Source organism: Parerythrobacter jejuensis (genome assembly GCF_039536765.1).
Taxonomy (GTDB): domain Bacteria; phylum Pseudomonadota; class Alphaproteobacteria; order Sphingomonadales; family Sphingomonadaceae; genus Parerythrobacter; species Parerythrobacter jejuensis.
Genome location: NZ_BAAAZF010000001.1, coordinates 1,252,990 through 1,278,800, shown reverse-complemented (window position 1 = coordinate 1,278,800; position 25,811 = coordinate 1,252,990). Strand labels below are relative to the sequence as shown.

Genomic DNA, 25,811 nt, shown 5'->3' with positions numbered 1-25,811 from the left:
CTATCCGCGTTTCTCCAGCTTTACCGGCATTTCAGTGAACCCGTGGAGAAACGGGCTGGCGAGCCGCGTCGGCTTGCCTTGCGGTGCGATGCGCCAGCCGCGCGCAACGATTTCTTCGATCACGGTTGCAATCTGGATCTCGGCCAGACGCGCACCCACGCAGCGGTGGATGCCATGGCCGAAAGCAAGATGTCGCCGCGCATTGCCGCGCGCCACGTCGAAGCGATCGGCATCGGGGAATACCGTATCGTCGCGATTGGCGGAAATATACCAGAGCACCACTTTCTCGCCCGCCGGGATCTGCTGCCCGTTGAGCTGCGTATCGCAAGTGGTGGTGCGGCGCATATGGGTGACGGGCGATTGCCAGCGGATGATTTCCTGTGCCGCATTGGGGATCAGAGCAGGATCCTCATGTAGCGCGTCGAGCTGGTCGGGAAACAGATCAAGCGCCTCCACCAGCCCGCTGATCGAATTGCGCGTGGTGTCGTTGCCGCCCACAATCAGCAGGGCGATATTGGCCAGTCGTTCCATCGGGCTCAGGCTCCCCATCGCTTCGGAATGGACCATCCGGCTCAGCAGATCGTCGCTCGGCGGTGCTGCACGGCGTTCGTCCAGCAATTGGTCGAACCGCGCCAGCATGGCTTGCATCTGGGCCATCCACTCCGCGCGATACTCATCGGTCTGATTGTTCTCGCCCACGCCGCTGGCAAAGTCCGACCATCTTTTCAGATCGTCGGTCTCCGCATCGGGATCCATGTCGAAGATGATGCACAGCATGCCCATGGTCTGAGGGATTGATACCTGAGTCACCCAGTCGAAGGTTTCGCCGACTGGCAGTCTATCGAGCAGATAAGCGCACCGCTCGCGCACCTGTTGTTCGCGGGTTTTCATCTGGCTGGGAGCGAAGGCGGGCTGGATGACCTTGCGCTGCGCGGTGTGGACAGGCGGATCGGCAGCGATGAAATTGGGCAGATTGCTCTCGGGCGGCGGCGTGGTGATGGTGATGTTGCCGTTCTGCCAACTCGACGAATAGGTTTCGTGATCGAGCTCAACCTTGCCCACGAGATCATGCGTCACGACCGACCAATAGGGGCCATAGGGGCTATCCGGGCACCAGCTGACCGGCATATCCTTCCGCATCCGGGCAAACGGTTCATGCCACCGGTCTTCGACATACAAGGCCTCGCGGCTGATATCGACAGGGGCAATCGCGCGATCATCGGCGGCAACACTGGCCATGGGGCTCTCCTCTGGCAGCAGGCTTATGGGGCACGCCTTGCCTTGTCTAGGACAACAACCGTGACAGTTGTCCTGGACTAGTCGCCGGCTTCAGCGGGCGCGGTTTCGGGCGCGGTTTCGGGCGCGGTTTCGGGTGGGGGTTTGGGATGGTCGATCTCGAACTGCAGATCGAGCGCGTCACGCAACTGTTTCAAGTGATCCGGTGTCTGGACGGGCGGGTCCATCCGCACCACCTGACCGTCTTTATCCTTGAGCGCCTTGGGGATCGACCAATAGGCCAGGTGAGTGAAGGCGCCTGGCATGTGCTCCTTGGCTGTTTTTCCGTGTTCAAGAACCGGAATGTCCAGCGCCCCGTGCAGAGAGGTCAGATTTTTGCTCGGGCGTTTGCGCTGGCGCAGGCCGAACAGGTCACCGATCGGGCCTGAAACGATATCCCCCCAAATGATCCACTTTTTGGGGGAATGCAGGTTGGTCCAGCGGGTAAAGGCGAAATGGGCTGCATGGTGGGGCGTGCGAAAATGATCGGGGTTGGCAATCTTGCCGCGTTTGGCCGCAATTTCAGTTGTGCCGATTTTGTCATCTGGCTGGCGATAGCTGAAATATTCCAGCCCCGTATGGCGATCCCATTCCAGGATAGGCGGGCATGTCGGCAGGATACGTTTGTGCTGCTGGTCAAACGCGTCCTGTTCGGTTTCCGCGAGCAGGAATTCCGAATGGGTCAGCGCTGCACCCAGGGTCACGAAGTCGCTTACGATCCAAGGGCTGCCATGGCTGCGCTGCTCCTCGAAGGCGAGACGCTGGTACTCGCGGTAATCATCTGTCTGAAAGCTGCTGCCGTCGGTCTTCAGCCCTTGGCGACAATATTCTTCGAGCGCGTATCTGTTCGGCTGATCCTTTTTCCCGCCATCCATCAATCCATGCACACGGGCATAGGCATGTTTCAGGATATCATATCCGACAATCGAGCCGAGCGAATGCCCGACCATGATAACCCGGTCATACTGGGTCTCCCACTCCAGAGCCTCCCCTGCCCTTTTCCGGGCCAGGTTTGCTGCAACCGATTGCGGGTTTACGCCCATCAGGGTTTCCAGCAGCTGGACCCCGTTCTCGCGAATTTCCTGTCGCCGTGCGACATTGACCGGGTCTGCCTTAACATAACGAACAATGTCGCCGAGATAGCCGACCATCTTCGACTTTACCCAAGCAATGGCCACCCCGATGGCAGCGATTGCCGAAGTCACCGATGCAAACAGCAGCGGGAATTTCCACGCCAGAATGGCAGCACCAACCCCGATCGCAACAATACAGGCCCAGGCGAAGTACCAGGTCGAGCGAACATCGTGAGGAACCCGGCTGGGTGACCGCAGCAGGAGTTCGAAGATCCAGGCGCGGATCTGCTCGAACCGCGACCCATGCATCAGATGGGCCCAGTAGAATTCATAGAAATCGGTGCGCTTGCCTTTGCGATCATGCTCGGTCGTGATGCGCCGCAATTCAAAACTGCGATTGCGTTTGTCAGGCTTGGTCCAGACAGGGTTACGACGGCGTGGTGCGACCCCATTGTCTCCGTCGGCCAGGTTTCTTGAAATTGCATCGGGATTGCTCACCCAAACTGCGTCAACAAATGACCGCAGTGTCTCCATCGGGACCTGCTCGCCAATCCCGTGAATAATCACGACCGCCTGTTTCTTTTTCTGCGTTTGGATCTTTTCGTCAGTACCTTGGCTAGCCATAGAAACATGCCCTCCGCCTGGCGATATAGCATAATGTCGGGTGGAATTACTATAACGCAACTTGGCTGGCACCTGCCGGTTGCGATCAAGGAGTGCCAGCGCCTTTGGTGTTCACTCCCCCGAATTCCCGAGGACTGGCAATCATGCTAGCGGTCTGCATGACAAGGATATGCCAGACGTGTCTAAAGCCGCCGAGAGCAGGGGAAACCGAGAGATGTCAGCCGTCACATTCAAGCCGGAGATCGACAAGGACGCGCTGCGGGCGAAATACGCCGAAGAGCGCGACAAGCGTCTGCGCAATGATGCGTCGGAGCAATATATCCGGCTCGAAAGCGAATTCGAGGATCTGGCCGCTGATCCCTATTTGCCGGTGCAAGAGCGCGCGCCCGTAACCGATCATGTCACCTTCGCCTTTGTCGGCGGTGGTTTTGCCGGGCTGTGCGTGGGTGCACGCCTGAAACAGGCCGGGTTCGACAGTGTCCGGCTGATCGACAAGGGCGGCGATTTTGGCGGCACGTGGTACTGGAACCGCTATCCCGGCGCACAGTGCGATACCGCCAGCATGATCTACATGCCTTTGCTCGAAGAAACAGGCCACATGCCGAGCGAGAAATACGCTCATGCCCCGGAAATCCGCGAACACTGTGCCCGCATCGGCACCCAATTCGGGCTCTATGAACATGCGCTGTTCCACACCCAGGTCACCGGCCTGGAATGGGACCAGGATGCGCAGGTGTGGGTGGTAGAGACCAATCGCGGCGATCGTTTCACGGCCAAGTATGTCGGCATGGGTACAGGGCCGCTGCATGTCGCCAAACTGCCCGGCCTGCCCGGGATCGAGACATTCGCAGGCAAGAGCTTTCACACGAGCCGGTGGGACTATGCCTATACCGGCGGCACGCCCGAAGGCGCGCCGATGGACAAGCTGGTGGACAAGCGGGTGGCGATCATCGGCACCGGCGCAACGGCAGTCCAATGCGTGCCTAAAGTCGCGCGAACGGCGCAGGAATTGCTGGTGTTCCAGCGCACGCCTTCTTCGGTCGATGCTCGCAATAATGAACCGATCGATGCCGACTGGTTTGCCGATGTCGCGGTAGAAGGCTGGCAAAAGGCGTGGCAGGAAAACTTCACCTCGCATTTCGGGATGGGCTTCCCGACCGAGGATCTGGTCAATGACGGCTGGACCGATATCTCCAAGCGGCTCCGGGCTGCGCTCAAGGAAGTGCCGCCAGCCGAGTGGACGCCGGAAAAAATGCTCGCCCTGTTCGAGGATGCGGACAATGCCAAGATGGAGGAAATTCGCCGCCGCGCTGAAACGTTGGTGGAGGATGAGGCCACGGCGCAAGACCTGCAGGCCTGGTACCGCCAGCTGTGCAAGCGGCCATGTTTCCACGATGAATATTTGCAAGCTTTCAATCGGCCCTCGACCAAGCTGATCCATACGGACGGGCAGGGCGTGGAGCGCATCACCGAGAAGGGCGTTGTCGCGGGCGGGGTGGAGTATGAAGTCGATTGCATCATCTATGCGTCCGGCTTCGAAGTCTGGACCGATTTCGAAAGCCGCACCGGCTTCGATCCGGTCGGGCGCGATGGCCAGAAACTGTCAGAGCATTGGGGAACCGAGATGCGCACGCTGCACGGCCTCCAGATGCACGGTTTTCCCAACGCCTTCCTGGTCCAGGCAACGCAGGGCGCGGCCTTTATCGCCAATTATCCGCACAATCTGGTCGACCACGCCGACACCATCGCTGCCATTGTCACGCATATGGAGGGCAAGGGGCTGAGCACGACGGAGCCGAGCGCAGAGGCGGAGCAGAAGTGGCTCGATTTCCTGCTGACCGGCCGGGGAAATGCGCTGAGCAATACCGAATGCACGCCGGGATATTACAACAATGAAGGCAAGGGCCTGCGCGAGCGCGACAAATACAATCTCGGCCACCCCGGCGGCGCACTCGCCTTCTTCCACCACATCGCCGCATGGCGCAGCTCCGGCGCATTCGAGGGGCTGGAGTTCGAATAAGGCCGTGTGACCACCTTGATACTTCTGCTGTGTGACTAAAGGAGATGGCTGATCGAAGCCATCGCCAAGAGCTCTAGAACATTCGCCCCAAAGATTGGATTGACCAGACCGATCAGGATGTAGGCGAGGAAGAAATAGGCGAGACAGCCCACCGCCATGCCCAACCCGAATTGGGTCGAGGATGCAGCGGCCACGCCCAGCCGGTCCCAGGTGCGAATGCCTCCTGCGGCGGGCAGCCGTTTGCCGACCCAGCGATTGATGGCCGGTATACCGCGCATCAGACAAAAGGCCCCGAACCCGAAATTGACGACAGCCGGGATCTGGCTTGAGAATAGCAGCACATAGATCCAATAGTTGCGTGGATCGGCGCGGCCTTCCGCTGTGCCCATGGCAGTCAGGTATTCGGAGATATTGATAACCGGCTTGCCACCCGGGGTAGGCATCAGTGCGTTGCAGAGCTCGGTCGCCCACAATGTCAATACAGCCAGGATTGCCATCAGGACCAGTGATGTCAGAAAGTCAACCAAAGCCAGAAGGAGCGGAGCGGCTCCGCCCAATTCTTGTCCGCGTCGTATCAGCGCGCGCGTGAATCCAATGGCCAGCCAGTCGACAGGTGCATTGATGATCACGAGAACACTGGTGAAATAGAGACCAATATACGGAATATGGGAAGGGCGAATATCGAAGAACTTGGCTGTCAGGAGGGGGCCAAACAATGTAGCCGAAATCAAAAATACGAGAATGAACGCAAGAGATTTCGGGTTCCCAAATTTTCGGAAATCAATAGTTAAAATTGCCCAAACTAGGACAAATAGTATAGACATTTTGTATGGATCACTAAGTAAAATAACATCAATATTGAAAAATAGTATGAGAGAGAAAAGTGTAATATATGATGAAGATGCCTTAGTAAGTACGAATACAAGAAGGATAATCATTATTGAAAATCCAAGCCCTGAAATATTCGAAAGGAGGTTGGCGATTAAGACTCCTGCTCCATATAGTAATAGGGATAATACTTCTCCACGGTTCCACGATTCCTGTTCGAGGTCGATGCGGTCAATCCGTTTGAGCATCAGAACCGAGAGGGCGAAAAGAACTCCGCCTCCGATCCTGTAGGGCCATGGGCTAACCTCCATATTCAATGCCGCTTCCAGGTCGCCCACAACACCTGTCAGGACCCAAACTCCTATGAGGGCCAGAATGGGATAGATCATTGCGAGAAAGGTAACCTTTTCCAGGCTCTCGCTCGTCCAAAGGGGCGCTGGCTTCTCGAGCCCGAATGCCCTCGGGAACAGGCTCTTGTCGGCCTTCCCGCGATCACCAAGAAACCCGTCGAGCCAGTCGAGTGATCGCTTGACCCCGCTCGCATAGAAGCCTCTCGCACGATGGGTAGTTACCTCGTCGCGATACTGCATGTACCAGTCGCGATGCTCGCTATCGCGTGCTGCGCCGCCTAGGCGAGCCATCATATAGAAAAAACGAGCGGAACCAGCGAAGACGCCGACCATGATCAGGCGAATAACGACTGGCCCGAACCATTCAGTTAGCGTGGGATGCGGCGCTATCGCTTGCCAGAACGCACCGAATCCGATCGCGAGGTTGGCAGCAATTGCAGCCTGGACCAGTGCGGATGCAATGACACCTTGATCTTTGTCGTGCTGTGCCCGGTCCCCACCCATGTAATTGGAGTATCAGATGGAGGTTTCGGCGCAAGTCGTGCGTGCAGTTTTACTAGGATGCAGATCGCAGATAAGGGCAACGTCAAGATTAGAAGATCACGTCCCGAACAGGAACATGTTGATCGTCAGCCGACCATCGCGGGGATTGTCCGACAACTGATCGGGCGCAGGGATGATGCCGGAATGAAGCTGGCGTCCGCGATAGAGGATCAGGCGGTCTACCCGCGCCTCCACTGCGCCGATCATTTCGTAGCGTTCGTCATCGCCGAAATGATATCGCGCGGGTGGCTCGCCAAATTCGCGCAGATCCTCGGTTGTGGCAGCTCCGTAGGCATCTTCGCGTTCCGGAGTGATGGCTTCGAAACCCGTCCGGCGATGGCGGTAAAATGCCGTTCCGCCGCTGTCCGGCGGGAGCAGGTAATGCATCACCGCAATCAGGTCCTCTCCGCTGTGATCGTAATGCGGGATGCGTTGGAGCGGGGACAGTTCGCGTTCGGCCAGCGTAACAAGTGAATAGGTGCTGGCTTCGCATCTGATGCCCCGCTTCACGCCGAAAATCTGCGCCATCACTTGCATCATCAGTTCGCGTCGCAAGTCGAGATAGCCCGGATCGGCAAGGGCGCGGATGCCCGGATAGGACGCGCCGCCAGGCCGGTAGTCCGCCCGGTAGCCCGCCTCCAGCAACGCCTCGGCGCGGCCGCTGAAACCGTCAATGACAACCAGCGGCTCCTTCTCGGTGCCGAGGTGGTGGACTTGGACGGAGGGTTGCTGCTGCGCCATGCCGGTGCAGATGGCGGGCTGCACCGTGCCAAGTCAATCCCTTGCACCGGGCCCCGCGTCGCCACGTTGGCAGGGGCGCTTTACCTCGTGGCGTTGCAGGTCTATGCCATGGCCATCCCCGGGGAGGTCGCGTGACCTGAGAGGGGCGTTTCGCAGCGCCCGACCCGTTGAACCTGTTGCGGTTAACACCGGCGGAGGGAAGGGGCGGCCAGGTTTCCAGGACCCGCTCTTGCTCCGCTCGCAACGCGAGGAGAGCGAACATGGCCACTGCTGCGACATTGCCCGCCTGGATCGCCCTGTTCCTGGGGCTGTACACGCTCGCTGCCTGTGTCGCGGAATTGCGCACGCCGGGCGGTTGGGATTCCATGATCGCGGAACTCGACAAGAGCTTTCTTGCGCGGCTTATTTCGGGCGCTTTCGCGCTCACGCTGGGGGCGACGATCTATCTCGTCACCCCGTGGAACCCCGATGACTGGCTCAGCATCCTGATCTCCGTGATCGGCGGGCTGGCGGTGGCCAAGGGGCTGGTGCTGATCGCTGCGGGGGATCGCACGGTCGCGCTGTATAACCGCTTCTTCAAAGGACGCACCGGCCTGATCGCCGGGATCGATGCGGTCCTCGGCGCCGCCCTCGTTTTCGTCGCGATGTCGCGGCTGCAATACACCTGATCTGACACTTCCAACCAAAGGCATTCTTTCCCATGGCAGATATCAACTCCCCACTGGAAATCGGCGTCACCACCGGGCCCATTCGCGGCTCGAAGAAAGTGCATGTCGGCGCGAAATCGGGCAGCGGCATCCAGGTCGCCATGCGCGAGATCCAGTTGGAGGGCGGGGAAGATCCGGTGCGGGTCTATGACACGTCCGGCCCCTATACCGACCCCGAAGCGACCATCGATATTCAGGCCGGCCTGCCGCAACTGCGGCGCGAGTGGATCATGGCGCGTGGCGATGTGGAGGAATATGACGCCCGCGAAGTGAAGCCGGAAGATAACGGCCAGCCCCAAGGTGGATCGGGCCCGGATCGCAGTGGCGGCGTGCCCGCGTTCCAGAATGTCGTGAAGCGGCCTTTGCGCGCCAAACCGGGCAAGAATGTCAGCCAGATGCACTATGCCCGCCAGGGGATTATCACGCCGGAAATGGAATATGTGGCGGAGCGGGAGAATCTCGGGCGCGATTACATTCGCGGCAAGATCGTGGAAGGCGAAAGCTGGGGCGCGGAGATCCCCGAATATGTAACGCCGGAATTCGTGCGCGACGAGCTCGCCCGGGGCCGCGCGATCATTCCCAACAATATCAACCACCCCGAAAGCGAACCGATGGCCATCGGGCGCAATTTCCTGGTCAAGATCAACGCCAATATCGGCAACAGCGCGGTGGCATCCGACGTTGCCAGCGAAGTGGACAAGATGGTGTGGTCGATCCGCTGGGGCGCGGACACGGTGATGGACCTTTCCACCGGCCGCAACATCCACGACACCCGCGAATGGATCATCCGCAACAGTCCCGTGCCGATCGGCACCGTGCCGATCTACCAGGCGCTGGAGAAGGTCGGCGGCGTAGCCGAAGACCTCACCTGGGAGGTGTTCCGCGATACACTGATCGAGCAGGCCGAGCAGGGCGTGGATTACTTCACCATCCATGCCGGCGTGCGTCTGCCCTATGTCCCGATGGCGGCCAAACGCGTCACCGGCATTGTCAGCCGCGGCGGATCGATCATGGCGAAATGGTGCCTCGCGCATCACAAAGAGTCGTTCCTCTACGAGCATTTCGACGACATCACCGAGATCATGAAAACGTATGATATCGCCTATTCGCTGGGTGACGGTCTGCGCCCCGGTTCCATCGCGGACGCCAATGACGAGGCGCAGTTCAGCGAGCTCTACACGCTGGGCGAACTGACCCACCGCGCGTGGAAAGACGATGTGCAGGTGATGATCGAAGGCCCCGGCCATGTGCCGATGCACAAGATCAAGGAGAACATGACCAAGCAGCTGGAAGTGTGCGGCGAAGCGCCGTTCTACACCCTCGGCCCGCTCGTCACCGACATTGCGCCCGGCTATGACCACATCACCAGCGGCATCGGCGCCGCGCAGATTGGCTGGTATGGCACTGCGATGCTTTGCTACGTCACGCCGAAAGAACACCTCGGCCTGCCCGACCGTGACGATGTGAAAGTGGGCGTGGTGACCTACAAACTCGCCGCCCACGCCGCCGACCTGGCCAAGGGACACCCCGCCGCGCAAGTGCGCGACGACGCCCTGTCAAAAGCCCGCTTCGAATTCCGCTGGCGCGACCAGTTCAACCTCAGCCTCGATCCCGACACGGCCGAGGAATTTCACGACCAGACCCTGCCGGCAGAAGGCGCGAAGACCGCCCATTTCTGCTCCATGTGCGGCCCGAAATTCTGCAGCATGAAGATCAGCCAGGAAGTGCGCGATTTCGCGAGCAAGCAGAACCAGAGCCCTGAAGGTTTCATCGCCAGCGAGAAACTGGGCGCGGATACAGCAGAGGCAAGCAAGCAGGCTGCGCTCAAGGGGATGGAGGAGATGAGTAAGCTCTACAAAGAGAAGGGCGAGCAACTCTACCTGCCCGAAGACGAAGTGGGATGAGCGCCAACCGCCGCGCGTGCCGCGAATGCCGTTACTACACGCTGGACGCTACGCCGGACGGCAAGGAAGCCCCCCGGTGATGACGGCGTAGGAGAACCGCTTCATCTTCGCCCTGCCCCAGCGGCGGGTGGCAATGGCGGGGTATCGGATCGCGAATGTTTTGCGGGCGGCGCTGGGGCAGGCCTTACGACTTCTCAAAAAGGGGTGCGCGACATGGCAGAGAAGTGCCGCGATGGTGGGGAACTTTATTATACTACAGTAAAGTAAGGAGATGACCCACAACCTTCAGACTATTGAATAGCGCTCTTACAATATTTTTTCCTTTGAAGTCGAGCGCATTACCTTTTATAAAAAGGGATCGAAAATGGAAGAAATGTCGTATGAGAGACGAACGTGTCGTAAATGTGCAGTGCACTGACGTGAATTTGAGGGTCGAACTAGCTGACGGCAGAACAATTACTGCGCCGCTGTCTTGGTACCCACGCCTGTTCGATGGTAGTGCGATAAAGCGCAAAAATTGGACAATCTCCGGTAGCGGCTATGGCATCCACTGGCCTGATCTCGACGAAGACATTAGCGTTGAAGGGCTGCTTAAGGGGTCAGCAGCACCGTAAGGGCTTGCCTCTTTGCAAATACCTATCTGGCAAACGCTAGGAGCAGGAGTGAGCCTGCAAACAGGAAAAAGAGGCCTAAAAATAGTGCGCTCCAAAGCATGCGGGATTGACGCAATTTCTCATCGGGGTTCTTCGACATTGACTTAGCTGGTCGCTTCGCGAGCGATATGAGGTTCATCGTTGGCAGAGAGTCGCTGTGGCTCACTTTGGCGCTTCGAGAGATCGCTCAAATAGCCTGTCATCTTCTCTTGCCCAAGCGGTGTTAATTCCAGCCAGTATGTCCGCCGGTCAGTTTCGCTAGGGACCCGCTCAATTAGTCCAATGCTCTCTAAATGAGCAATATATCGCAACGCGGTCGTCGGTGCTGCATTCGACGCGATTGCGGCACTCGTAACACAGACGCGTACCCCTGCCCCCCTATGGAAGAATAGATCAAGAAGTATGTCCCAAGCAGGTTCACTCGAGAAGTCACTGCCAAAGTATTTAACTCGCGCTGCCCGTCTGTCGTAGATTTCTTTTGCTAGATTTGCCAATTTTGGCATTCGGGATTCACGAAATAGCGCAACAGAATGGCGCCGTGTTGAAGAAGGAGTTTGATCCCTTTTCTCTGCGTTCTCAGCAAGTTCTATTAGTTGGCCTGCAATCTCGCGCATTGCGGCCGAAGCGCCCCCAGTATTTTCATTCATGCGTTAACCTCAGTTTTCACGAATCGGCGAAGCATGCTGTCCCTACCTTTTCTAGGTATACTTACTATCTGATACCAGACAAGAAAGTTTCACATTGGGACATACTTTCGGGTGATACAAACGCGCGATTGATTGATTAATCGCCATACTTTAAATCTCTAAAGGTCAGACATTGTCACGAACTGGCTCCCTCATTTTTGTGCCACGGGCACTATTGAGAATTGTTCCTTGCCGGCAACGTCGGCCTAGCCGCAGCGATCTAGTGGCTCGTCAATTTGACATTAACCCTGCTCCGCTTAAGGGATTCAGAGGGACAGGGTGAGTATCCAAGAAATGAAACAGACGAGTAGTCGACCGGTAAGTTCGATCAACACCAACTCTGAAATCATAGAGGAATTGAGCAGAATAGCGGCGCGACTTGATGAGCTTGGCCACTCTCTTGCAGCAGCGAGAGTGTCTCACGCAATCGACGCAATTGTCGGAGAATAGACGGCTATATCTAGAAACCACATCCAAAATGGATGTGGTTCTTCGAAGTGAATTCCTGGGTCAAGGTTTTGGGTGCGGCAACCTCTAAGCCTTGTCGTCACTCCCGCGAAGGCGGGAGCCCAGGGTGGCTTGGTCTGTGCATTGGAACTTTAGATCCCCGACTGCGCGGGGATGCGGGCGACGCGGCGATACCGGATTGAGATGGGGCGGAATGGCTTTCCTACACACCCCACCCTGTGCCTTAGGGCACCTATGACCCCACCACCCGACAACACCCGCTGGACCGGCGAAAAGGCTTCGGCGTTTCTCAAGCTGCTGGCCCGTTCCGGCAAGGTGGCGCCGTGTGCGCGGGCGGTGGGGATGAGCCGACAGTCGGCCTATCGCTTGCGCGCGCGGGCGCCGAAATTTGCGGCGTTCTGGGAGGATGCGATGGAGCTGGCCCGGTCACGGCGGGCCACGTCGCGGCGCGGGCGCAAGCCGGTCCACCCGCTGCTGGCCAAGGGACCGAAAGAGTGACTACCGGCGAGCCATGGCGGGTGACAAGGGCGCGCTTGGACATTGACGCCCAGTGCGCGCGCAAAGTGACGCGCGGTTGGCGCAAAGTCACACCCGCGCGGCGCAGCGTTACACAAAGGGGCGGACAGTTACGCTCTCGCGCCGTACAGCCACGCAACGCGTGTTTTTGCCCCAGGACACTGTTCCATGTGTTCCATCGTGTAGGGTTTGCCGCCGCCGGGCTCCCCTTCAAGGAAACCCGGCAGAGGCAGGTGTTACATCGGCTTCAGCACGCCGTCCCACGCAAATTGCAGGTCATCGGCGCTCGAGGCACGATTGACGTTGATGGTCACGCTCTCCGGAGCGCGGCCCGGGCCCTGCATCGTGCCGACGGCGGAGATGTAGACTGTGGCATCAGACTGGTTGCTGCCCCACAGGCCGAAGGCGGAGGCATTGCGGCCGGGCAGGGAGCCGGAGGCGGCCCAGCTGCCGTTGATCGCGTAGTCCTTGCCCTCAAGCGTCAGCACGCCCTGCATCTGGCCGTTGGAATCGTCATTGTTGAAGTTGATGGTGACATCGCGTGTGCCATCGGGGTGCTCTTCGCTGCCCAATACCCAGTGAGACATAGTGGTTTCTCCCATAATCCGTTGTTGGTTCATATGACCGCCGGGGCGCATTCCCGCCCGGCATGGCCGAACTGTGTCATGGGGACGTTCACGCCGGATAGGTCAAAAACGACAGGCGGCGCGGCGCGCGATCTGTGGCAGTTCTTGTCGCACAGCATCGCCGCACAGCATCACCGTACGAGGACCCGATGAACCAGGATCGACGTCAACAGAACATCGCCTTGATCGAACGCTACTACGCCGCACTAGGGGCGGGCGATTTCGAAGCGCTGGCGGATTGCCATGCCGATGATGTCGCCTTCAACATGCTCGGCTCCACTCCGGTTTCGGGCCGGTGGGAAGGCAAGGCAGAGTGTTTCGGGCCACTGGTTGCCGACGCCGTGCTGGGCAAGCTGGTGCCGGGCGAATTCGCCTTTGCGAAGAAGTGGCGGATCATGAGCGCGGACGACGCCTGCGTGGTCGGGCTGATGCAGGGCGGCGGGCCGGGCCTGAACGGCGAAGCCTATGACCAGACCTATTGCCAGGTCTTCACCATCGCAGACCGTGAAGGCGAGCCCAGGATCACCGAATTGCACGAATTCTACGACACCGCGCTGGTGGAGCGGGTGCTCAACGACAATCCGACCGCGAAGCCGCCGGTCGAACCCGCGCGGCCATTCCGGTTCTAAGGGGAAGGAGACGATACATGAGTGAAGCCAAGCCGGGATATCGCGTCGCATTCGTCGAGCGCACCGGAATGCAGCGGCTGGAGGAGCGCCGCGGCTATGCCAGGCTGCTGATGCCGCTGGCCGGAAACGAGAACCATGTCGATGTGATGTATATGGGCGCCTTCACCGTGCTGGCGGAGGCGGTGGCGGCGATCCCCGGAATCTCCATCCTCGATACGGCGCGCTTCTTCCCGATCATCAAGGACATCTATGTCGACTTCCACAAGCCCGCTGCCAGCGATGTGACGGGCGAATTCGGGCTGGACGACGACGCAATGGCGGGCTTGCTGGCCGATCTGGAGCGTAAGGGAAGCGCCGGTTACCTCGCCGAATTCCCGATGCACGATGCCGGCGGCGCGCATGTCGCCACCGGACGCGTGACGGTGAAGCTCCTCTCCCACAATTGGGGCGGATAGGCAGCCAGTTCAGGCCTCGTTGGTGGAGAACATCGTGTCCGATGCCGCGAGCCGGACCTCACCCAGATTGGCCAGCGGGGCTGTCGCGGGCCAGCGGGCCTGGAGCAGCCGGTCCTTCTTGATCCGGGCAACGCAGACCTGGTTCTTCTGGTTGCCGCCCAGCACGTGATAGGCAGAATTGTCTTCGCCTGCATACATGCCGACATGCCCCTTCCAGCTGGACCGGGAGACCCGCCAGAAGACCAGGATCGAGCCCAGCTCCGGTTCGCACGGCGTCCCGAATTTGAGCCACTGGCGTGCACCCAGCGGGTTGCCCGGCAGCGGCTCGTTGGCAAGAGTAGAGGATACGCAATGCGCCACGAACAGCCCGCACCAGGCCACATCATCGGACTTGTAAGGGATGCCGGCTGCGCTGGCCCATTGCATGATGATCGGTTGGTTGCCGGGGCCCACCTTCTCTTTCACCCCGATCAACCGGCGAGCCTCCTGAAACCAGGGAATGGCCGGTGCGTTGAGGGGGTCATCTTCGAACTCGATCGCCATCAAAGCCTGTGATGTTATCGGCCCGACAATACCATCGACCTCTAGCCCGTGATCGACCTGGAATTGGCGTACGGCATTGGCAGTCATCGGGCCCCAAACTCCGTCAATGGGCCCGGGATTGTACCCCTTTCTCGCAAGAGCATGTTGAATTTTCTGGATGTTTTCTCTTGAACGACTCGCCATGAATAACTCTCCCCATATAACTAGGAGAAACTGATAGCATAGTTTTCGCCGTCAATCGAAATCGGGATCGCGAGGGATAAATGATACTTGCGAATTATTGACTGCAGCGATTGATCGGTGGTGGATGCAATTGGCTGGCTCGAAAAATCGCTTTTTGTTCGATCTTTGTCACTATTCTTGCCTTCGTATGTTCATGACTTGATCCATTTTGACCCAAGCCTGCGGTTTTCATTGCCCCAAACTGGTTCTATCGTCGATGGCCGAAAAGAAACACGTCGCGTCAGCTGTCACCCAGGGGGTGCACCAGCAGATGCCGACGATCTTACGAAAGGGGCCGTATCGCTTCTTCTTCTACAGTCACGAAACGAATGAGCCTCCGCACATCCATGTCGAGAGGGATATGGGGAGCGCCAAGATCTGGTTGGAGCCGCCATGCCTGGCGAGTTGCACCGGGTTTGCGCCGAAAGAGTTTAGGCGCATCGTACGATTGACGGAGAAGAATCGGGTGGTGCTCTTAGAGGCATGGAATGACTTCTTCGGAAAACAATGCCGGCACAACAATCCGCAACCTGCGCCTGGTCGACGGTTGTATCGAGGCCGAACTGACGGACGGAGGGCTCGTTTCTGTGCCCATCGCTTGGTATCCCCGTCTCGCCCGGGCTGAGGTCGAGGCGCTGAACAACTGGCGCCTTCATCCGGGCGGAGGCGGTATCCGTTGGCCGGACATCGATGAAGATCTAAGCTTGGATGGCATGCGACGCGGCGCGCCTTCTCCAGAGACCTAAGCCCTAGCGGCGCTTCCGGCAGACCAATTCCTTGTCCAATTCCTGCAGGAAACGGCTGCGATCCGCTTTGCTAAAGGGGGGTGGGCCGCCACCGATACCGTCCATGCCGGCGCGCAGGTCCGCCATGATGGCACGGGTGGCGATAGCACTGCCGATGCTGGCTGCATCGAAAGGTTTACCATTGTGGGCGAGTACACTTGCACCCTCCTTCAGGCATCGTTCGGCCAACAATATATCTGCGGTGATTACGATGCAGCTCCTGTCCGCATTATCTGCGATCCAATCATCAGCGGCATCGAAGCTGTCATCGACCAATATGCGTCGAACGAGCGGACTATCGGGGATGCGAAACGGCGCATTGCTGACAATGCTGACGGCAACTTCGTGACGGGCCGCCACTTTGTAGATTTCATCTTTCACGGGACAAGCGTCAGCATCGACAAGAATCGTGATTGCGTTGGTCATCCAGAGCCGTTTCAGTGCTGAGTGGGCCTGACCAGTGACCAGTCATAACCCATTTCCTTCACACGGGTCTCGAGCCGGGCGCGCAAGGCTGCGCCGGGCTTCGGCTGACGCGTGAGAATCCACAGAAAGCGTCCGCTAGGCTCGCCAACGATTGACCAAGAGTATTGCCCGCTACGATCAGGTTCACCGCGATCGAGTATCCAATAATCCCCGTAGAAAGGTCCGAAGAAGCTGACTTTGAGTTTGGCCCCGTCGCTTCCTTCAACAATCTTGGCTTTGCCCGTGGATCGCCGAAACTTGCCGTCGACGCTTCCCTCGCGGCAGGTGTTCACGACTTCGATTTTGCCGTCTGGCCGAGTGGAGTATTCTGCTGTGACTGCCTCGCAACCCTTCTGGAAGGGCGCTTCGTAGCGGGCCATTTCGTACCAGGTGCCCAAATAGGACTCCAAGGCTACTGGCGCGACCGGTTGCGGAACAGAGGCGTTGCCCACCGGCCCCGGCGATCCGACACAGCCACCCAATCCGAGTGCCCCAAGCAGGAAAAGGGGGGCAAGCACCTGCCAGCGCGCATGTGGAGGTAGAAACCATTTCATTGGGCAATCCTATCATGGCGGCTGGCAATCGACCAAGGGCATGGCGGAGAGTTTGGAAATGGACGCGCCAGTGCGGAATCAGTCAAATGAAAAGCCTGCCGCTTTTGCTTCGGCGATGACCTCCGCGCCTGTCTTCTTAGGAGTGTCCTGTGCGAAATCGTAATAATGTGGCTTTTCGTCGATGAAGATCTGGTCACCCAGTTCCATTGAGCCAAGATCGTCGAAAAGTCCGGCCAGGAACGAATAGGCCCCAGTCGGCAAGAAGCGATAGTACAGATTGGAACCACAGCGAGTGCAAAAACCCCGCTCGGCCCAGTCAGAACTTTGGAACCGCCCTATATGCTCCTCACCGGTAAACTCCGCCCTCCCGTCGCTCTGGACCGCGAGATACGCGCTCCCGCACCAGCGGCGACACATTGCGCAATGGCAAGCTTCCAGGTGAGGTTTTGCCGGCTGCGCTATTATCGAAACGGCACCGCACAGGCAGTGTCCTGTGACTGCAGGAGTGGAGGTTTCTGATGGTGTCATCGCGGCTCTCCCGAGTTTAAGAATTACATTGGGTTAGGTGATTTGGCCGCCCCATGCTACGGTTTGCGCAGCTGACGTCGAAATTTGCGACGGACTTCGAAATTTGCGCTCCGCCGCTTGGCCGCCCTCATCAGGATTGGCCCCCGGCGTAAACCGGACGACGACTTCCTTTAAGATGACGATTTGACGCGATCACCCGTCTGCATTTGCGCGGTCGGGCAACACTTCGTTTCTTGAAAGGAAACTCACATGGCCAAGACTGGCACCGTAAAATTCTTCAACACCGACAAGGGTTATGGCTTCATCCAGCCTGACGATGGCTCTGCCGACAGCTTCGTTCACATCACAGCCGTGCAGGCTGCTGGTATGACCTCGCTCGATAAGGAACAGCGCCTCAACTACGACGTAGAAGAAGGCCGCAACGGTAAGGAAAGCGCTGTCAACCTGTCAGCCGCTGACTGATCTTTCGAGGGCTCCGGGTGTGGCGATGGGCCACATCCGGGGTTTTCCTGCCGCCCGTCCCATTCCTCCAACCCTGGAGAATCCATGAGCCAGACGTTTGAATTTTATGATGCCCGCGCAAAAGAAGCCGCGGCAGAGGCCGGTAAGGCCAAGCTGGACAATGTGCGCGAACGCGCCTTGCGCTCCGAAGCGACCTGGCGCTCGCTCGCGGATCAGGCCCGTCGCGTCGCCGACGAGCGGGCGAAGGCCGATGCGGCCCGTATCGCGCGCCGCGAAGCAGAACTTGCTGCCGCCGCTGCGAAGGTTGACGCCGAGGCCTGACCCGGCCGAGAATACCGCGTGATGGGAGGCTTCCGATGACGCGACCAATAACAGGCGGCTGCCTGTGCGGCTCGATCCGCTACGCCATTGCGGGCGATCCGCCGATGCAGGTGACGTGCCATTGCAAGAATTGCCAGCGCCAGGCCGGGACAGCGTTTTCCTGCGTCGTTGGCATGCCCCCTGAGATGCTCGAAATCGATGGGGAAGTGAAGGTTTACAAGGACCACGGCGAAAGCGGATCTGCTGTCTATCGCGAGTTCTGCGGAAAGTGTGGTTCACCGGTCTTCACCCGGGCCGATTCCGCATCCGGCATGATCTTTGTGAAAGCAGGCACGTTCGACGATGCAGAGCGCTTCTCGCCCACGATGCACCTTTTCACCAAGAGCCAACAGCATTGGCTCGACACCGGTTCCGTGCCAAGCTTCGCGACGATGCCTGCCGAAGGTTCTGATTAGGGAGAAGAACGGTGCCCAGTTTGCAAGCGCGTTTGGTCAATCTTGCTTTGCCACTGCTTGGTATCAAGAGCTTTTTCTCTGAACCGGAATTGGTCGACCAGCGCCTGGCCAAGGCGCGTCGCAAAAAACCCGAGCGACCAAAGGCCAAATGGCGCAACCGGCTGGAAATCTCAGAAAACGATTCGCTTGGCTATGATGTGGTGACGATCAGGTCTCCTCAAGCGGGCAGGGCTGACGCTCCGCACTTGTTCTACCTCCATGGAGGCGGATATGTGCTCGACGTGGCTGGCGTCCACTGGGACACGGTATGTCGGCTCTGTGAAATGCTGGGTGCTTCGGCAACAGTGCCGGTTTATCCCTTGGCACCTGAGCACAAGGCGCCGGAAATCCTGGCTTCGATGCGGGCCCTTTATGGCGAACTTGCTGAGCAGCACGGCGCGCAAAACATCACTGTGATGGGAGATAGTGCCGGAGGCGGAATGAGCCTCGTTCTGGCCCAGATGTTGAAGGCTGACGGAGGCGCGATGCCTGGTCGCCTAGTGCTGTGGTCACCCTGGCTGGATGCAACGGCCACCGCCGACGGGCAGGCGCAAATCGAGCCCAAAGACCGCATGCTGGCTCAGATCGGCCTCAAAACCTGCGCCCGTTTGTACGGCGGAGACATGGCCCCTGATGATCCCCGGTTGAGCCCGTTGTTTGGCGATCTTAGTGACCTTCCACCCATCGCCATTTTCTCCGGAAGCAGCGATATTCTTTTGGTCGATGGACGACGGCTCGCTGCGAAGCTGGGCGAATTGGGCAAGACCGATTTCGAATATCATGAATATGACGGCATGTTTCATGTCTGGATGCTGCTGCCTGTGCCGGAAGGAAAGAAGGCGCTCGCCCAGACAGCGGAATTCATTTCATCGGGCGCGATCCGGGCGTGATCGCGAAGTGGCAAGCAAGACTGATTGAAGGAGAGGCGTCATGAGTGAACCAAAGACTGGCGGCTGCCTGTGCGGGGCGGTGCGCTATGCGATAAGCGCCGACCCAGCCATGGCGGTCAATTGCCATTGCAAGAATTGCCAACGCCAATCCGGCTCGGCATTCTCGACCATTATCGGAATTCCCGAAGCTGCGTTGTCGATCGAAGGCGAATTCAAGACATTCGACGACAAGGGTGAAAGCGGGGAAGCTGTCTTGCGCGATTTCTGCGGGGTTTGCGGTTCACCACTGTTCAGCCGCGTTGCTGTGGCGCCCGGCCTGATCTTCGTCAAAGTTGGTACGCTGGATGATACCGACGATTTCAACCCCGCCATGCACTTGTGGACCAGGAGCAAACAGCATTGGGTCGATCTGGCCGGAGCGACAGCATTCGAGACCAATCCGTCATGAAGTGGCTGTTCCTCCCGGCGGGCTCACTATTCCTTGCGGCGTGCCAAGCCGGTGTCGATGGGGATGGCAGCCCGGGAACATCGCCTGACGGGTTTACTGGCATTGCCGATGACGAAGTGATCATATTCGGTGGAACGGAGCCATTCTGGGGTGGTGAGGTCACAGGCGATACTCTGATTTATACGACGCCTGAGAACATCGATGGCGACACCATAGCTGTGGAGCGTTTCATTGGCCAAGGCGGCATCTCATTCGCCGGAACCTATGGCGAAGCGCGCTTCGATCTGGCGATCACACCGGGAGAATGTTCGGACGGGATGAGCGATCGTACCTATCCGTACACCGCGACATTGCAGGTCGGTGAGGAAACGCGGGAAGGCTGCGCGCACACTGATCGCCAGCCATTCTCCGGTCCGCAAAACCCATGAAGGGCCTGCCTGACAAGCGGCAATTGCTGGAGCAGGTTAAGCCGCATCGGGAAAGTTGGGATGCCGGTTTCCGGCCTTCGGATCTTGAACCTGTGGGGCAAGGGGAAGAATCCGTTTGGGACTACCCGCGTCCGCCTATTCTTCAACTCGCACCCATAGAGCTCACGGTACGGTTTGAAGAGACTTTCATCGCGCGGAGTAGCCGAGCGCTCGAATTGAAGGAAACTGCGGGTGCTCCATGCCCGTATTTCCCGCCTGATGATGTGCAGCGCGATTGGCTGATACCCAACGGACGACTTTCGGTGTGTGAATGGAAAGGCGTCGCGGTCGAATTTGATCTGGCTGTGCCCGACGGCCCGACACTCCATGGGGCGGCATGGATGTATCCCGATCCATTTGACGACTTACCGGAAGGGTACGCCGAAATCGCTGGGTGGATTGCCTTTTATCCGGCCAAGGTTGCGTGCTTCGCTGGGGAAGAGCGGGTGCGACCGCAGCCCGGCGGGCTCTATGGTGGCTGGGTCACGGATCGGATCAAGGGACCTCTCAAGGGATCACCTGGCACAGGTCACTGGTAAGCTGCCCGGTGCTGCGTTTCCGGTGCAGGGGCAAAAATTTTGGAACGCTGTCCGGTTGCGTCCGTTGGTGGCGCGAGGAGCGGAATGAAATCTGCTCTGGCGGGTCCCCCAACCCGTTATCGTTCAATCCAAGGATACCCAGACTTATGAAACTCTCGTTCAATTCCGTCAAAGCCTCCTTCGTCGCCACCGCCAGCGCGCTTGCGCTTGTCGCTTGTGGTGCACCTGCCGACGGCGACACCGAAGACGCCATGGCTGATGGCACAACCGCAGCTGCTGAAGAGCCCGGCACAATTGTCGCCGTTGCCCAGGGTAACGACGATTTCTCGACCCTTGTTACCGCAGTGACAGCTGCCGAGCTGGGTGAGACACTGTCTGGCGAAGGGCCGTTCACCGTTTTCGCGCCGACCAACGCTGCCTTTGCCAAACTGCCGGAAGGCACTTTGGAAAGCCTGACCGCGCCGGAAGGCAAGGAACAGCTGACCGGCATCCTTACGTACCACGTGGTGTCAGGCGCAACTGATGCTGCGACGCTCACCAGTGCGATCGAAAGCAATAACGGTAGCTTCGAAATCACGACCGTAAATGGTGGTGCGCTTACTGCTTCCATCGTTGATGGCAATGTCGTTTTGACGGATGCTGCGGGCGGCACTTCGACGGTGACGGCAACCGACGTGAAGGCCTCCAATGGTATCATTCACGCGATCGATACGGTTGTTATGCCGGGCTAAGCGGCCATATCACATGTGAATTGGAAAGGGGCGCCTTTGCGGGCGCCCCTTCTTCAATCTGGGGGTTTGATGACCCCGGCCTTGTCCAGTTCCGGCCCCAGTTTCCCCATCAACCACAGGCCCCACATCTTGAAATCTGCTGCCAGGCTCCAGAGAGGGTAACTGAAGGTTGCCGGCCGGTTTTTCTCCACTCCGAAATGGGCCACCCAGGCGAAGAAATATCCCGCCAAAGGCAGTGCGAGTAGCAGCCACCAAGATTGCGACAGTAAAGCGAGAACAGCGATAGCGACGACAATCGACGTGCCCAGATAGTGGAGCGCCCGTGTTTCCGGCATGCTATGCTCACGCAAATAGAACGGCCAGAAATCAGCAAAGGTCCGATAGCGCTTTTGGTCCATTCGGAAACTCCTTCTTAGAGAGACTAGCCTCGGATCGCCGCCCGTCAATGCCGCTGCCAATCTGTCCCACACTACAGTCTTTCGGAGGTATACCGGAACGCTTTCGTGCCACTTATATTTATAGCAGACAGATTTTGTGCGCACTCGAGCGGGGCCGCGCCAGAGAACAGAAAACAGAGATGGACGAGAATAACCGTGATCGCTCTTCGCAGAGCGCTTCGTTGAGATATGATGATAGCCCGGAGCGTTTCCGCGAAGGCCATCCTGACAAGCATTTCACAGGCGCATCCGGTGTTCTGTTCGAACAGGCAATGGCACAAACGCGAATGGCGATCTGCCTGTGCGACCCCAATCAGCCGGACTTGCCGATTGTCTTTGCCAACCGCGCGTTCCGCGAACTTACCGGTTACGATGAAGAGGAAATTGTCGGCCGCAATTGTCGTTTCCTGCAAGGCCCCCGGACCAAGAAGGAACCCGTTGACCGCATGCGCGAGGCCATCGCGAATGAAGATGTCGTCGTGGTCGAACTCCTCAACTATCGCAAGGACGGCAGCACATTCTGGAATGCGCTGCACCTGGGCCCGATCTATGATGACAACGACAAGCTGATCTATTTCTTCGGCAGCCAGTGGGATGTCTCCGATGTTCGTGCTGCGCGAGAAGAGGAGCGACATGCCCGCGAAATGGCGCGCGAGCTGTCGCACCGGATGAAGAACATGTTTGCCGTCATCTCCGGGATTGTGAATGTGACCGGCCGTGTCCGGGGCGTTCAGGAAGAAGCGGCGGAGATCAATGCGCGCATTCAGGCTCTGGGCCGCGCCTACGAAACCACTCTCGACGAAGCATCATCGGGCTCGATCGAGATCGGGCCTGCAATCCATGCAATCCTAGAGCCTTACAAGCAGGATGCCCGCATCCTGATGAAAGGCAGTGATCTCAAAGTTCCTTTCTCCATCATCTCCATGGTCGGTTTGATCCTCCATGAGCTGGCCGCCAATGCTAGCAAGCATGGGGCATGGTCTGGCGATGTGAGCGGGCAGGTCCTCGTTGACTGGTATGCGTCGGACAAGGGTGATCTGCTGGTCGAATGGAAAGAGACAGGCGGCCCGCAGCTAGACGGGCCTCCCCAGGAACTTGGTGCCGGCTCTTCCATTCTGGACCGTTTGCTGCGCACATCGTCCGGAACAATCAACCGGGAATGGAACCCGAGCGGGCTGCACTCGCTGATCACCATACCTCTGCAAGACGGATAATTCTGATTTCCTGCACGATTCTCTTACTGGATGACGAACCGCTGATCCTGATGGATCTGGAATTCGCATCAGAAGAGCGTGGATGCACGGCGCTGGGTGCGATGAGCTTGGCGCAAGCTTTCGGCCACCTTGAGACTCATGAATTGAGCTGTGCGGTGCTCGACGTAACTCTAAAGGATGGGGAGACCTGCATTCCGATCGCAAACGAGCTTCAACAGCGCGGTATCCCCTACATCCTTCATTCCGGCGATCTCGACCGCCAGAACGAGATGGTCCGCCAGCTCGATGCCACTCTCATTGCAAAACCGGCCAATTCCGACATGGTCATCGACACCGCAATGACGTTGTCCTGCCCCTGAGACCCGAAGGCGTTACCGTCAGAACAGCCCCGGGATCCGGTATTGCGCTGCGCTCGGCTGTTCCGGTTGCAGGAGCTCCTGCCGCGGGCCAGTTACACGAACGCTTTGCGTACCTTGTTGGCCGCTCCCGGAAATGGCGTTGCAAGGACGCCCCGCGAGAAAATCAAGCGCAGTGCTGATCGAGGCCTCGCTCGGATCGCCAAGGGGCGTGAAGATGTCGTCACCCGCCTGGCAGGTGCGGGGGAATACGCTGGCAAGGCCGGTGAAGTATTCGCCCTGATTGTCCCGGTTCTGAGTCTGGAATGCGACTACGCGAAGGCGATCGTCGCAAACATCGCGGTCTCGTGCGATCTGACCCACTGGCTTGCCGAAAGTATTGGCTCCGATCAGGGCGGTGTTGTTGCCGAGATAAGGAATGAAGCTGTTGGCGACGAGTTCGCTTGCCGAGGCTGTGCCACCGCGTCCGATAAAGGCAATCTTGGTAGCCGCGATAGCTTCGGACTGGGCGCGGAACAGATCCGTTTCATTATTGTTGGCTAAGGAATCGCGGAACGTTGTGCGGCTGAACACATCACCGACCTTGTCAGCCGCCATCAGATCACCCAGCAATTCGGCCACAGATACCAAGCCTCCGCCATTGTACCGGAAATCGAGTATGACTTCAGTGATGCCCTGATCACGGAATTGCCGGACAGCTTCGCGCAGCTGCGGGCCGGCGGAATCGACAATGAAGGTGCGCAGGTTAATGTAGCCGACCTGCTTGCCGCCATCGTTGAGGATTTCGACCCCGTAGCGATCCGAGATTGGATCGAGCGAGAAATCCGCTTTGGTGACAGACACGTCACGTTCGACCCCGGCTGTATCGCGGATGCGGAATGTCCTGGTCACACCCGGGTCGCTGGGGCCAAGCTGGTCGATAACAGCCTGCGGTCCGCCCGATGCCATCAGGTTTGCGACGCTCTGTCCATTGACGGTCAGCAGTTCCGTGCCGCGATCGAAGCCTTGGGCGAAGGCCGGGCCATTTTCAAAAGCTTCCAACAGGAAAACGCGATCGGCAGATGTATCGTAGGCCAATCGTATGCCGAAGCCGGCACTCGACCCCGAGTTGATCAATGCGTTTTCTTCGGTGATTGAAGTGATGAAAGTGAAGAAGCGATCGCGTGATTGCGCGCGGGCCGGGGCAACGATCGCGTTGATGTATTCTTGCAGATCGTTGAAGCTGGCCGGGTTGGGCGTGCGGTCGATCAGGTTCGGGAAAAGGTAGAATTCGTCGATCTGGCCGAATGCCCAATCCTGCCGGTCACGAAGCGAGCACTGGGCAGGCGTAGACGTACCGCCTCCTCCGCCACCGCCTGCGGTTGCTCCACCGCCACCTCCACTGCTTCCGCCTCCGCCACAGGCAACGAGTGCGCCTGCCAGTGCGATTGCGAGTGAAGTGCGACCAATATCCATGATTCTCTGCTCCCGAGCCGTTGTCCAGCAAGTTTTCCCAAAGGCGACAGAAACACCCATATCGCTGAATATGTTATGAGCAACCCCGGCCTTGGACCCCTCTTCTTGCCGCAAATAGGTGGCAATCTGGGGAAAAGCGCCCGGAGGCTCTCTCGCCAAGCTCCCGTATTGGGCCTAGCAGGGAGGGAACGAAGGAGAAGATCGCACCTATGGCTGACTGGCTTGCCAATGCTTTACCAACCGGAACACCGGCCCATGCCGGGCTGGCCCTGGTGCATCTGGCTCAAGAGAAAGCGATGGCGCGCGGCGGTCTGAAATTGACCAGCCCTGCCTTTGAGGGTGGCGAAGAACTCGATCCGTGTTTTACTGCTGACGAGGAGGACGCGGTTGCGCCTCCACTGGAATGGTCCGCGCCGCCTCCTGGTGCGCAAGAGCTGGTCGTAATTGTAGAAGACGCCAGTAGCGAAGGGCCAACCTGCCATTGGCTGGTCTGGGGCCTTGCTCCGCAGCGGGGTAAGCTGTTGGAGGGCGAAACGCCGCCTAGGGTCGGTAAGAACAGTATGGGCAATTCCGAATGGCTTTTGCCTGCTCTGCCAAAGGATGATGACCCCCACACATTTGTATTTCAGCTTTACGCGCTCGATCTGCCGATGACATTGATGCCCGGTGCGACGCGCGAACAGCTGTTTAAAGCGATGGAAGGCCATGTCATGGCCGCGGCGGTACTTACCGCCACCTACCAGGCTTCCGACGAGGAAGACTGGGTTGAAGAAGGCGAAAACGATTTCGCATAGACTAAGGA

General features: G+C 58.5%; 31 protein-coding genes, 1 pseudogene and 1 riboswitch. Of the genes and pseudogenes, 20 read left to right on the top strand and 12 right to left on the bottom strand.

What is annotated here, in order from left to right; all coding sequences use genetic code 11:
- Both ABD653_RS06305 and ABD653_RS06300 read right to left on the bottom strand, forming a co-directional pair.
- A complete protein-coding gene (locus ABD653_RS06305) occupies positions 1-1,239 on the bottom strand; it encodes a cytochrome P450 (protein ID WP_160777900.1) in 1,239 nt (412 codons plus the stop codon).
- A 77-nt stretch (positions 1,240-1,316) separates the two neighbouring features.
- Positions 1,317-2,972, bottom strand: a complete 1,656-nt coding sequence (locus ABD653_RS06300) for a hypothetical protein (RefSeq protein WP_199801061.1) — start codon at positions 2,970-2,972, stop codon at positions 1,317-1,319.
- 214 nt (positions 2,973-3,186) lie between these two features.
- Here ABD653_RS06300 and ABD653_RS06295 point away from each other — a divergent pair, with 214 nt between their 5' ends.
- Positions 3,187-4,992: a flavin-containing monooxygenase gene (locus tag ABD653_RS06295; protein WP_160777899.1), complete on the top strand. Its 1,806-nt coding sequence runs from the start codon at positions 3,187-3,189 to the stop codon at positions 4,990-4,992.
- Between the two features lie 35 nt (positions 4,993-5,027).
- On the opposite strand, the gene ABD653_RS06290 is transcribed toward ABD653_RS06295, so the two are convergent.
- Together ABD653_RS06290 and ABD653_RS06285 are read right to left on the bottom strand one after the other, a co-directional pair.
- Positions 5,028-6,674: a hypothetical protein gene (locus ABD653_RS06290; RefSeq protein WP_160777898.1), complete on the bottom strand. Its 1,647-nt coding sequence runs from the start codon at positions 6,672-6,674 to the stop codon at positions 5,028-5,030.
- Between the two features lie 96 nt (positions 6,675-6,770).
- A complete protein-coding gene (locus ABD653_RS06285) occupies positions 6,771-7,454 on the bottom strand; it encodes a DUF6445 family protein (protein WP_234032223.1) in 684 nt (227 codons plus the stop codon).
- Positions 7,455-7,563: 109 nt separating this feature from the next.
- Positions 7,564-7,672: riboswitch (TPP riboswitch) on the top strand.
- 42 nt (positions 7,673-7,714) lie between these two features.
- On the opposite strand from ABD653_RS06285, the gene ABD653_RS06280 reads away from it, so the two are divergent.
- From ABD653_RS06280 to ABD653_RS06270, 3 genes are all read left to right on the top strand, one after another.
- Positions 7,715-8,122 carry a hypothetical protein gene (locus tag ABD653_RS06280; RefSeq protein WP_160777896.1) on the top strand — a complete coding sequence of 136 codons (408 nt, stop codon included), beginning with the start codon at positions 7,715-7,717 and terminating at the stop codon, positions 8,120-8,122.
- Positions 8,123-8,154: 32 nt separating this feature from the next.
- Positions 8,155-10,065 (top strand): phosphomethylpyrimidine synthase ThiC, encoded by a 1,911-nt coding sequence (gene thiC, locus ABD653_RS06275; protein WP_160777895.1) that lies wholly within the window; start codon positions 8,155-8,157, stop codon positions 10,063-10,065.
- A gap of 380 nt (positions 10,066-10,445) precedes the next feature.
- A complete protein-coding gene (locus ABD653_RS06270) occupies positions 10,446-10,679 on the top strand; it encodes a DUF2442 domain-containing protein (protein ID WP_160777894.1) in 234 nt (77 codons plus the stop codon).
- A 143-nt stretch (positions 10,680-10,822) separates the two neighbouring features.
- Here the strand turns inward: ABD653_RS06270 and ABD653_RS06265 are convergent, their stop codons facing one another.
- Entirely contained in the window at positions 10,823-11,365 is a 543-nt protein-coding gene (locus ABD653_RS06265; protein WP_160777893.1) for a helix-turn-helix domain-containing protein, read from the bottom strand.
- Positions 11,366-12,106: 741 nt separating this feature from the next.
- On the opposite strand from ABD653_RS06265, the gene ABD653_RS06260 reads away from it, so the two are divergent.
- On the top strand, positions 12,107-12,370 hold the full coding sequence (locus tag ABD653_RS06260) for a hypothetical protein (protein ID WP_160777892.1): 264 nt from the start codon (positions 12,107-12,109) through the stop codon (positions 12,368-12,370).
- Between the two features lie 254 nt (positions 12,371-12,624).
- Here the strand turns inward: ABD653_RS06260 and ABD653_RS06255 are convergent, their stop codons facing one another.
- Positions 12,625-12,975, bottom strand: coding sequence for a hypothetical protein (locus ABD653_RS06255; RefSeq protein ID WP_160777891.1), 351 nt, complete (start codon positions 12,973-12,975; stop codon positions 12,625-12,627).
- A gap of 188 nt (positions 12,976-13,163) precedes the next feature.
- Between ABD653_RS06255 and ABD653_RS06250 the strand changes: the two genes are divergently transcribed.
- Together ABD653_RS06250 and ABD653_RS06245 are read left to right on the top strand one after the other, a co-directional pair.
- Positions 13,164-13,643, top strand: a complete 480-nt coding sequence (locus ABD653_RS06250; RefSeq protein WP_160777890.1) for a nuclear transport factor 2 family protein — start codon at positions 13,164-13,166, stop codon at positions 13,641-13,643.
- Positions 13,644-13,660: 17 nt separating this feature from the next.
- Positions 13,661-14,098 (top strand): hotdog family protein, encoded by a 438-nt coding sequence (locus ABD653_RS06245; protein WP_160777889.1) that lies wholly within the window; start codon positions 13,661-13,663, stop codon positions 14,096-14,098.
- A 9-nt stretch (positions 14,099-14,107) separates the two neighbouring features.
- Here ABD653_RS06245 and ABD653_RS06240 read toward each other — a convergent pair whose 3' ends face one another.
- Positions 14,108-14,824, bottom strand: a complete 717-nt coding sequence (locus ABD653_RS06240; protein ID WP_160777888.1) for an NlpC/P60 family protein — start codon at positions 14,822-14,824, stop codon at positions 14,108-14,110.
- A gap of 256 nt (positions 14,825-15,080) precedes the next feature.
- Between ABD653_RS06240 and ABD653_RS14170 the strand changes: the two are divergent.
- A pseudogene (locus tag ABD653_RS14170) lies at positions 15,081-15,293 on the top strand (DUF4160 domain-containing protein); the annotation flags it as partial.
- Between the two features lie 58 nt (positions 15,294-15,351).
- Entirely contained in the window at positions 15,352-15,609 is a 258-nt protein-coding gene (locus tag ABD653_RS06230; protein ID WP_160777887.1) for a DUF2442 domain-containing protein, read from the top strand.
- Positions 15,610-15,612: 3 nt separating this feature from the next.
- Here the strand turns inward: ABD653_RS06230 and ABD653_RS06225 are convergent, their stop codons facing one another.
- The 3 genes from ABD653_RS06225 to ABD653_RS06215 all read right to left on the bottom strand — a co-directional run bounded on the left by ABD653_RS06225 (position 15,613) and on the right by ABD653_RS06215 (position 17,195).
- Positions 15,613-16,074 (bottom strand): YaiI/YqxD family protein, encoded by a 462-nt coding sequence (locus ABD653_RS06225; RefSeq protein ID WP_160777886.1) that lies wholly within the window; start codon positions 16,072-16,074, stop codon positions 15,613-15,615.
- A gap of 11 nt (positions 16,075-16,085) precedes the next feature.
- Positions 16,086-16,667, bottom strand: a complete 582-nt coding sequence (locus tag ABD653_RS06220; protein WP_160777885.1) for a lipocalin family protein — start codon at positions 16,665-16,667, stop codon at positions 16,086-16,088.
- A gap of 78 nt (positions 16,668-16,745) precedes the next feature.
- Positions 16,746-17,195 carry a GFA family protein gene (locus ABD653_RS06215; RefSeq protein WP_160777884.1) on the bottom strand — a complete coding sequence of 150 codons (450 nt, stop codon included), beginning with the start codon at positions 17,193-17,195 and terminating at the stop codon, positions 16,746-16,748.
- Between the two features lie 249 nt (positions 17,196-17,444).
- On the opposite strand from ABD653_RS06215, the gene ABD653_RS06210 reads away from it, so the two are divergent.
- The 8 genes from ABD653_RS06210 (at position 17,445) to ABD653_RS06175 (ending at position 21,547) form a co-directional block, all read left to right on the top strand.
- Complete coding sequence (locus ABD653_RS06210; RefSeq protein ID WP_160777883.1) at positions 17,445-17,657, top strand: cold-shock protein; 213 nt, start codon at positions 17,445-17,447, stop codon at positions 17,655-17,657.
- An 84-nt stretch (positions 17,658-17,741) separates the two neighbouring features.
- Complete coding sequence (locus ABD653_RS06205; protein WP_160777882.1) at positions 17,742-17,978, top strand: hypothetical protein; 237 nt, start codon at positions 17,742-17,744, stop codon at positions 17,976-17,978.
- Positions 17,979-18,013: 35 nt separating this feature from the next.
- Positions 18,014-18,433, top strand: coding sequence for a GFA family protein (locus ABD653_RS06200; RefSeq protein WP_160777881.1), 420 nt, complete (start codon positions 18,014-18,016; stop codon positions 18,431-18,433).
- Positions 18,434-18,444: 11 nt separating this feature from the next.
- Positions 18,445-19,362, top strand: coding sequence for an alpha/beta hydrolase (locus tag ABD653_RS06195; RefSeq protein WP_160777880.1), 918 nt, complete (start codon positions 18,445-18,447; stop codon positions 19,360-19,362).
- A 40-nt stretch (positions 19,363-19,402) separates the two neighbouring features.
- On the top strand, positions 19,403-19,810 hold the full coding sequence (locus ABD653_RS06190; RefSeq protein ID WP_160777879.1) for a GFA family protein: 408 nt from the start codon (positions 19,403-19,405) through the stop codon (positions 19,808-19,810).
- Complete coding sequence (locus ABD653_RS06185; RefSeq protein WP_160777878.1) at positions 19,807-20,238, top strand: COG3650 family protein; 432 nt, start codon at positions 19,807-19,809, stop codon at positions 20,236-20,238. Before ABD653_RS06190 ends, ABD653_RS06185 begins: the two co-directional genes overlap by 4 nt.
- Positions 20,235-20,816 carry a DUF427 domain-containing protein gene (locus ABD653_RS06180; protein ID WP_160777877.1) on the top strand — a complete coding sequence of 194 codons (582 nt, stop codon included), beginning with the start codon at positions 20,235-20,237 and terminating at the stop codon, positions 20,814-20,816. The genes ABD653_RS06185 and ABD653_RS06180 overlap by 4 nt, the downstream gene beginning before the upstream one ends.
- 146 nt (positions 20,817-20,962) lie before the next feature.
- Positions 20,963-21,547, top strand: a complete 585-nt coding sequence (locus ABD653_RS06175) for a fasciclin domain-containing protein (protein WP_160777876.1) — start codon at positions 20,963-20,965, stop codon at positions 21,545-21,547.
- Between the two features lie 53 nt (positions 21,548-21,600).
- Here ABD653_RS06175 and ABD653_RS06170 read toward each other — a convergent pair whose 3' ends face one another.
- On the bottom strand, positions 21,601-21,945 hold the full coding sequence (locus tag ABD653_RS06170) for an Mpo1-like protein (RefSeq protein WP_160777875.1): 345 nt from the start codon (positions 21,943-21,945) through the stop codon (positions 21,601-21,603).
- A 179-nt stretch (positions 21,946-22,124) separates the two neighbouring features.
- On the opposite strand from ABD653_RS06170, the gene ABD653_RS06165 reads away from it, so the two are divergent.
- Together ABD653_RS06165 and ABD653_RS06160 are read left to right on the top strand one after the other, a co-directional pair.
- Positions 22,125-23,198 (top strand): PAS domain-containing protein, encoded by a 1,074-nt coding sequence (locus ABD653_RS06165; RefSeq protein WP_160777874.1) that lies wholly within the window; start codon positions 22,125-22,127, stop codon positions 23,196-23,198.
- Positions 23,144-23,557, top strand: a complete 414-nt coding sequence (locus ABD653_RS06160; protein WP_199801060.1) for a response regulator — start codon at positions 23,144-23,146, stop codon at positions 23,555-23,557. Before ABD653_RS06165 ends, ABD653_RS06160 begins: the two co-directional genes overlap by 55 nt.
- 18 nt (positions 23,558-23,575) lie before the next feature.
- Here the strand turns inward: ABD653_RS06160 and ABD653_RS06155 are convergent, their stop codons facing one another.
- The gene (locus ABD653_RS06155) at positions 23,576-25,009 is read right to left on the bottom strand and encodes a S41 family peptidase (RefSeq protein WP_160777873.1); all 1,434 of its coding nucleotides are present in this window, start codon (positions 25,007-25,009) and stop codon (positions 23,576-23,578) included.
- Positions 25,010-25,218: 209 nt separating this feature from the next.
- On the opposite strand from ABD653_RS06155, the gene ABD653_RS06150 reads away from it, so the two are divergent.
- The gene (locus ABD653_RS06150) at positions 25,219-25,803 is read left to right on the top strand and encodes a YbhB/YbcL family Raf kinase inhibitor-like protein (protein ID WP_160777872.1); all 585 of its coding nucleotides are present in this window, start codon (positions 25,219-25,221) and stop codon (positions 25,801-25,803) included.
- The last annotated feature ends 8 nt before the right edge of the window (positions 25,804-25,811 follow it).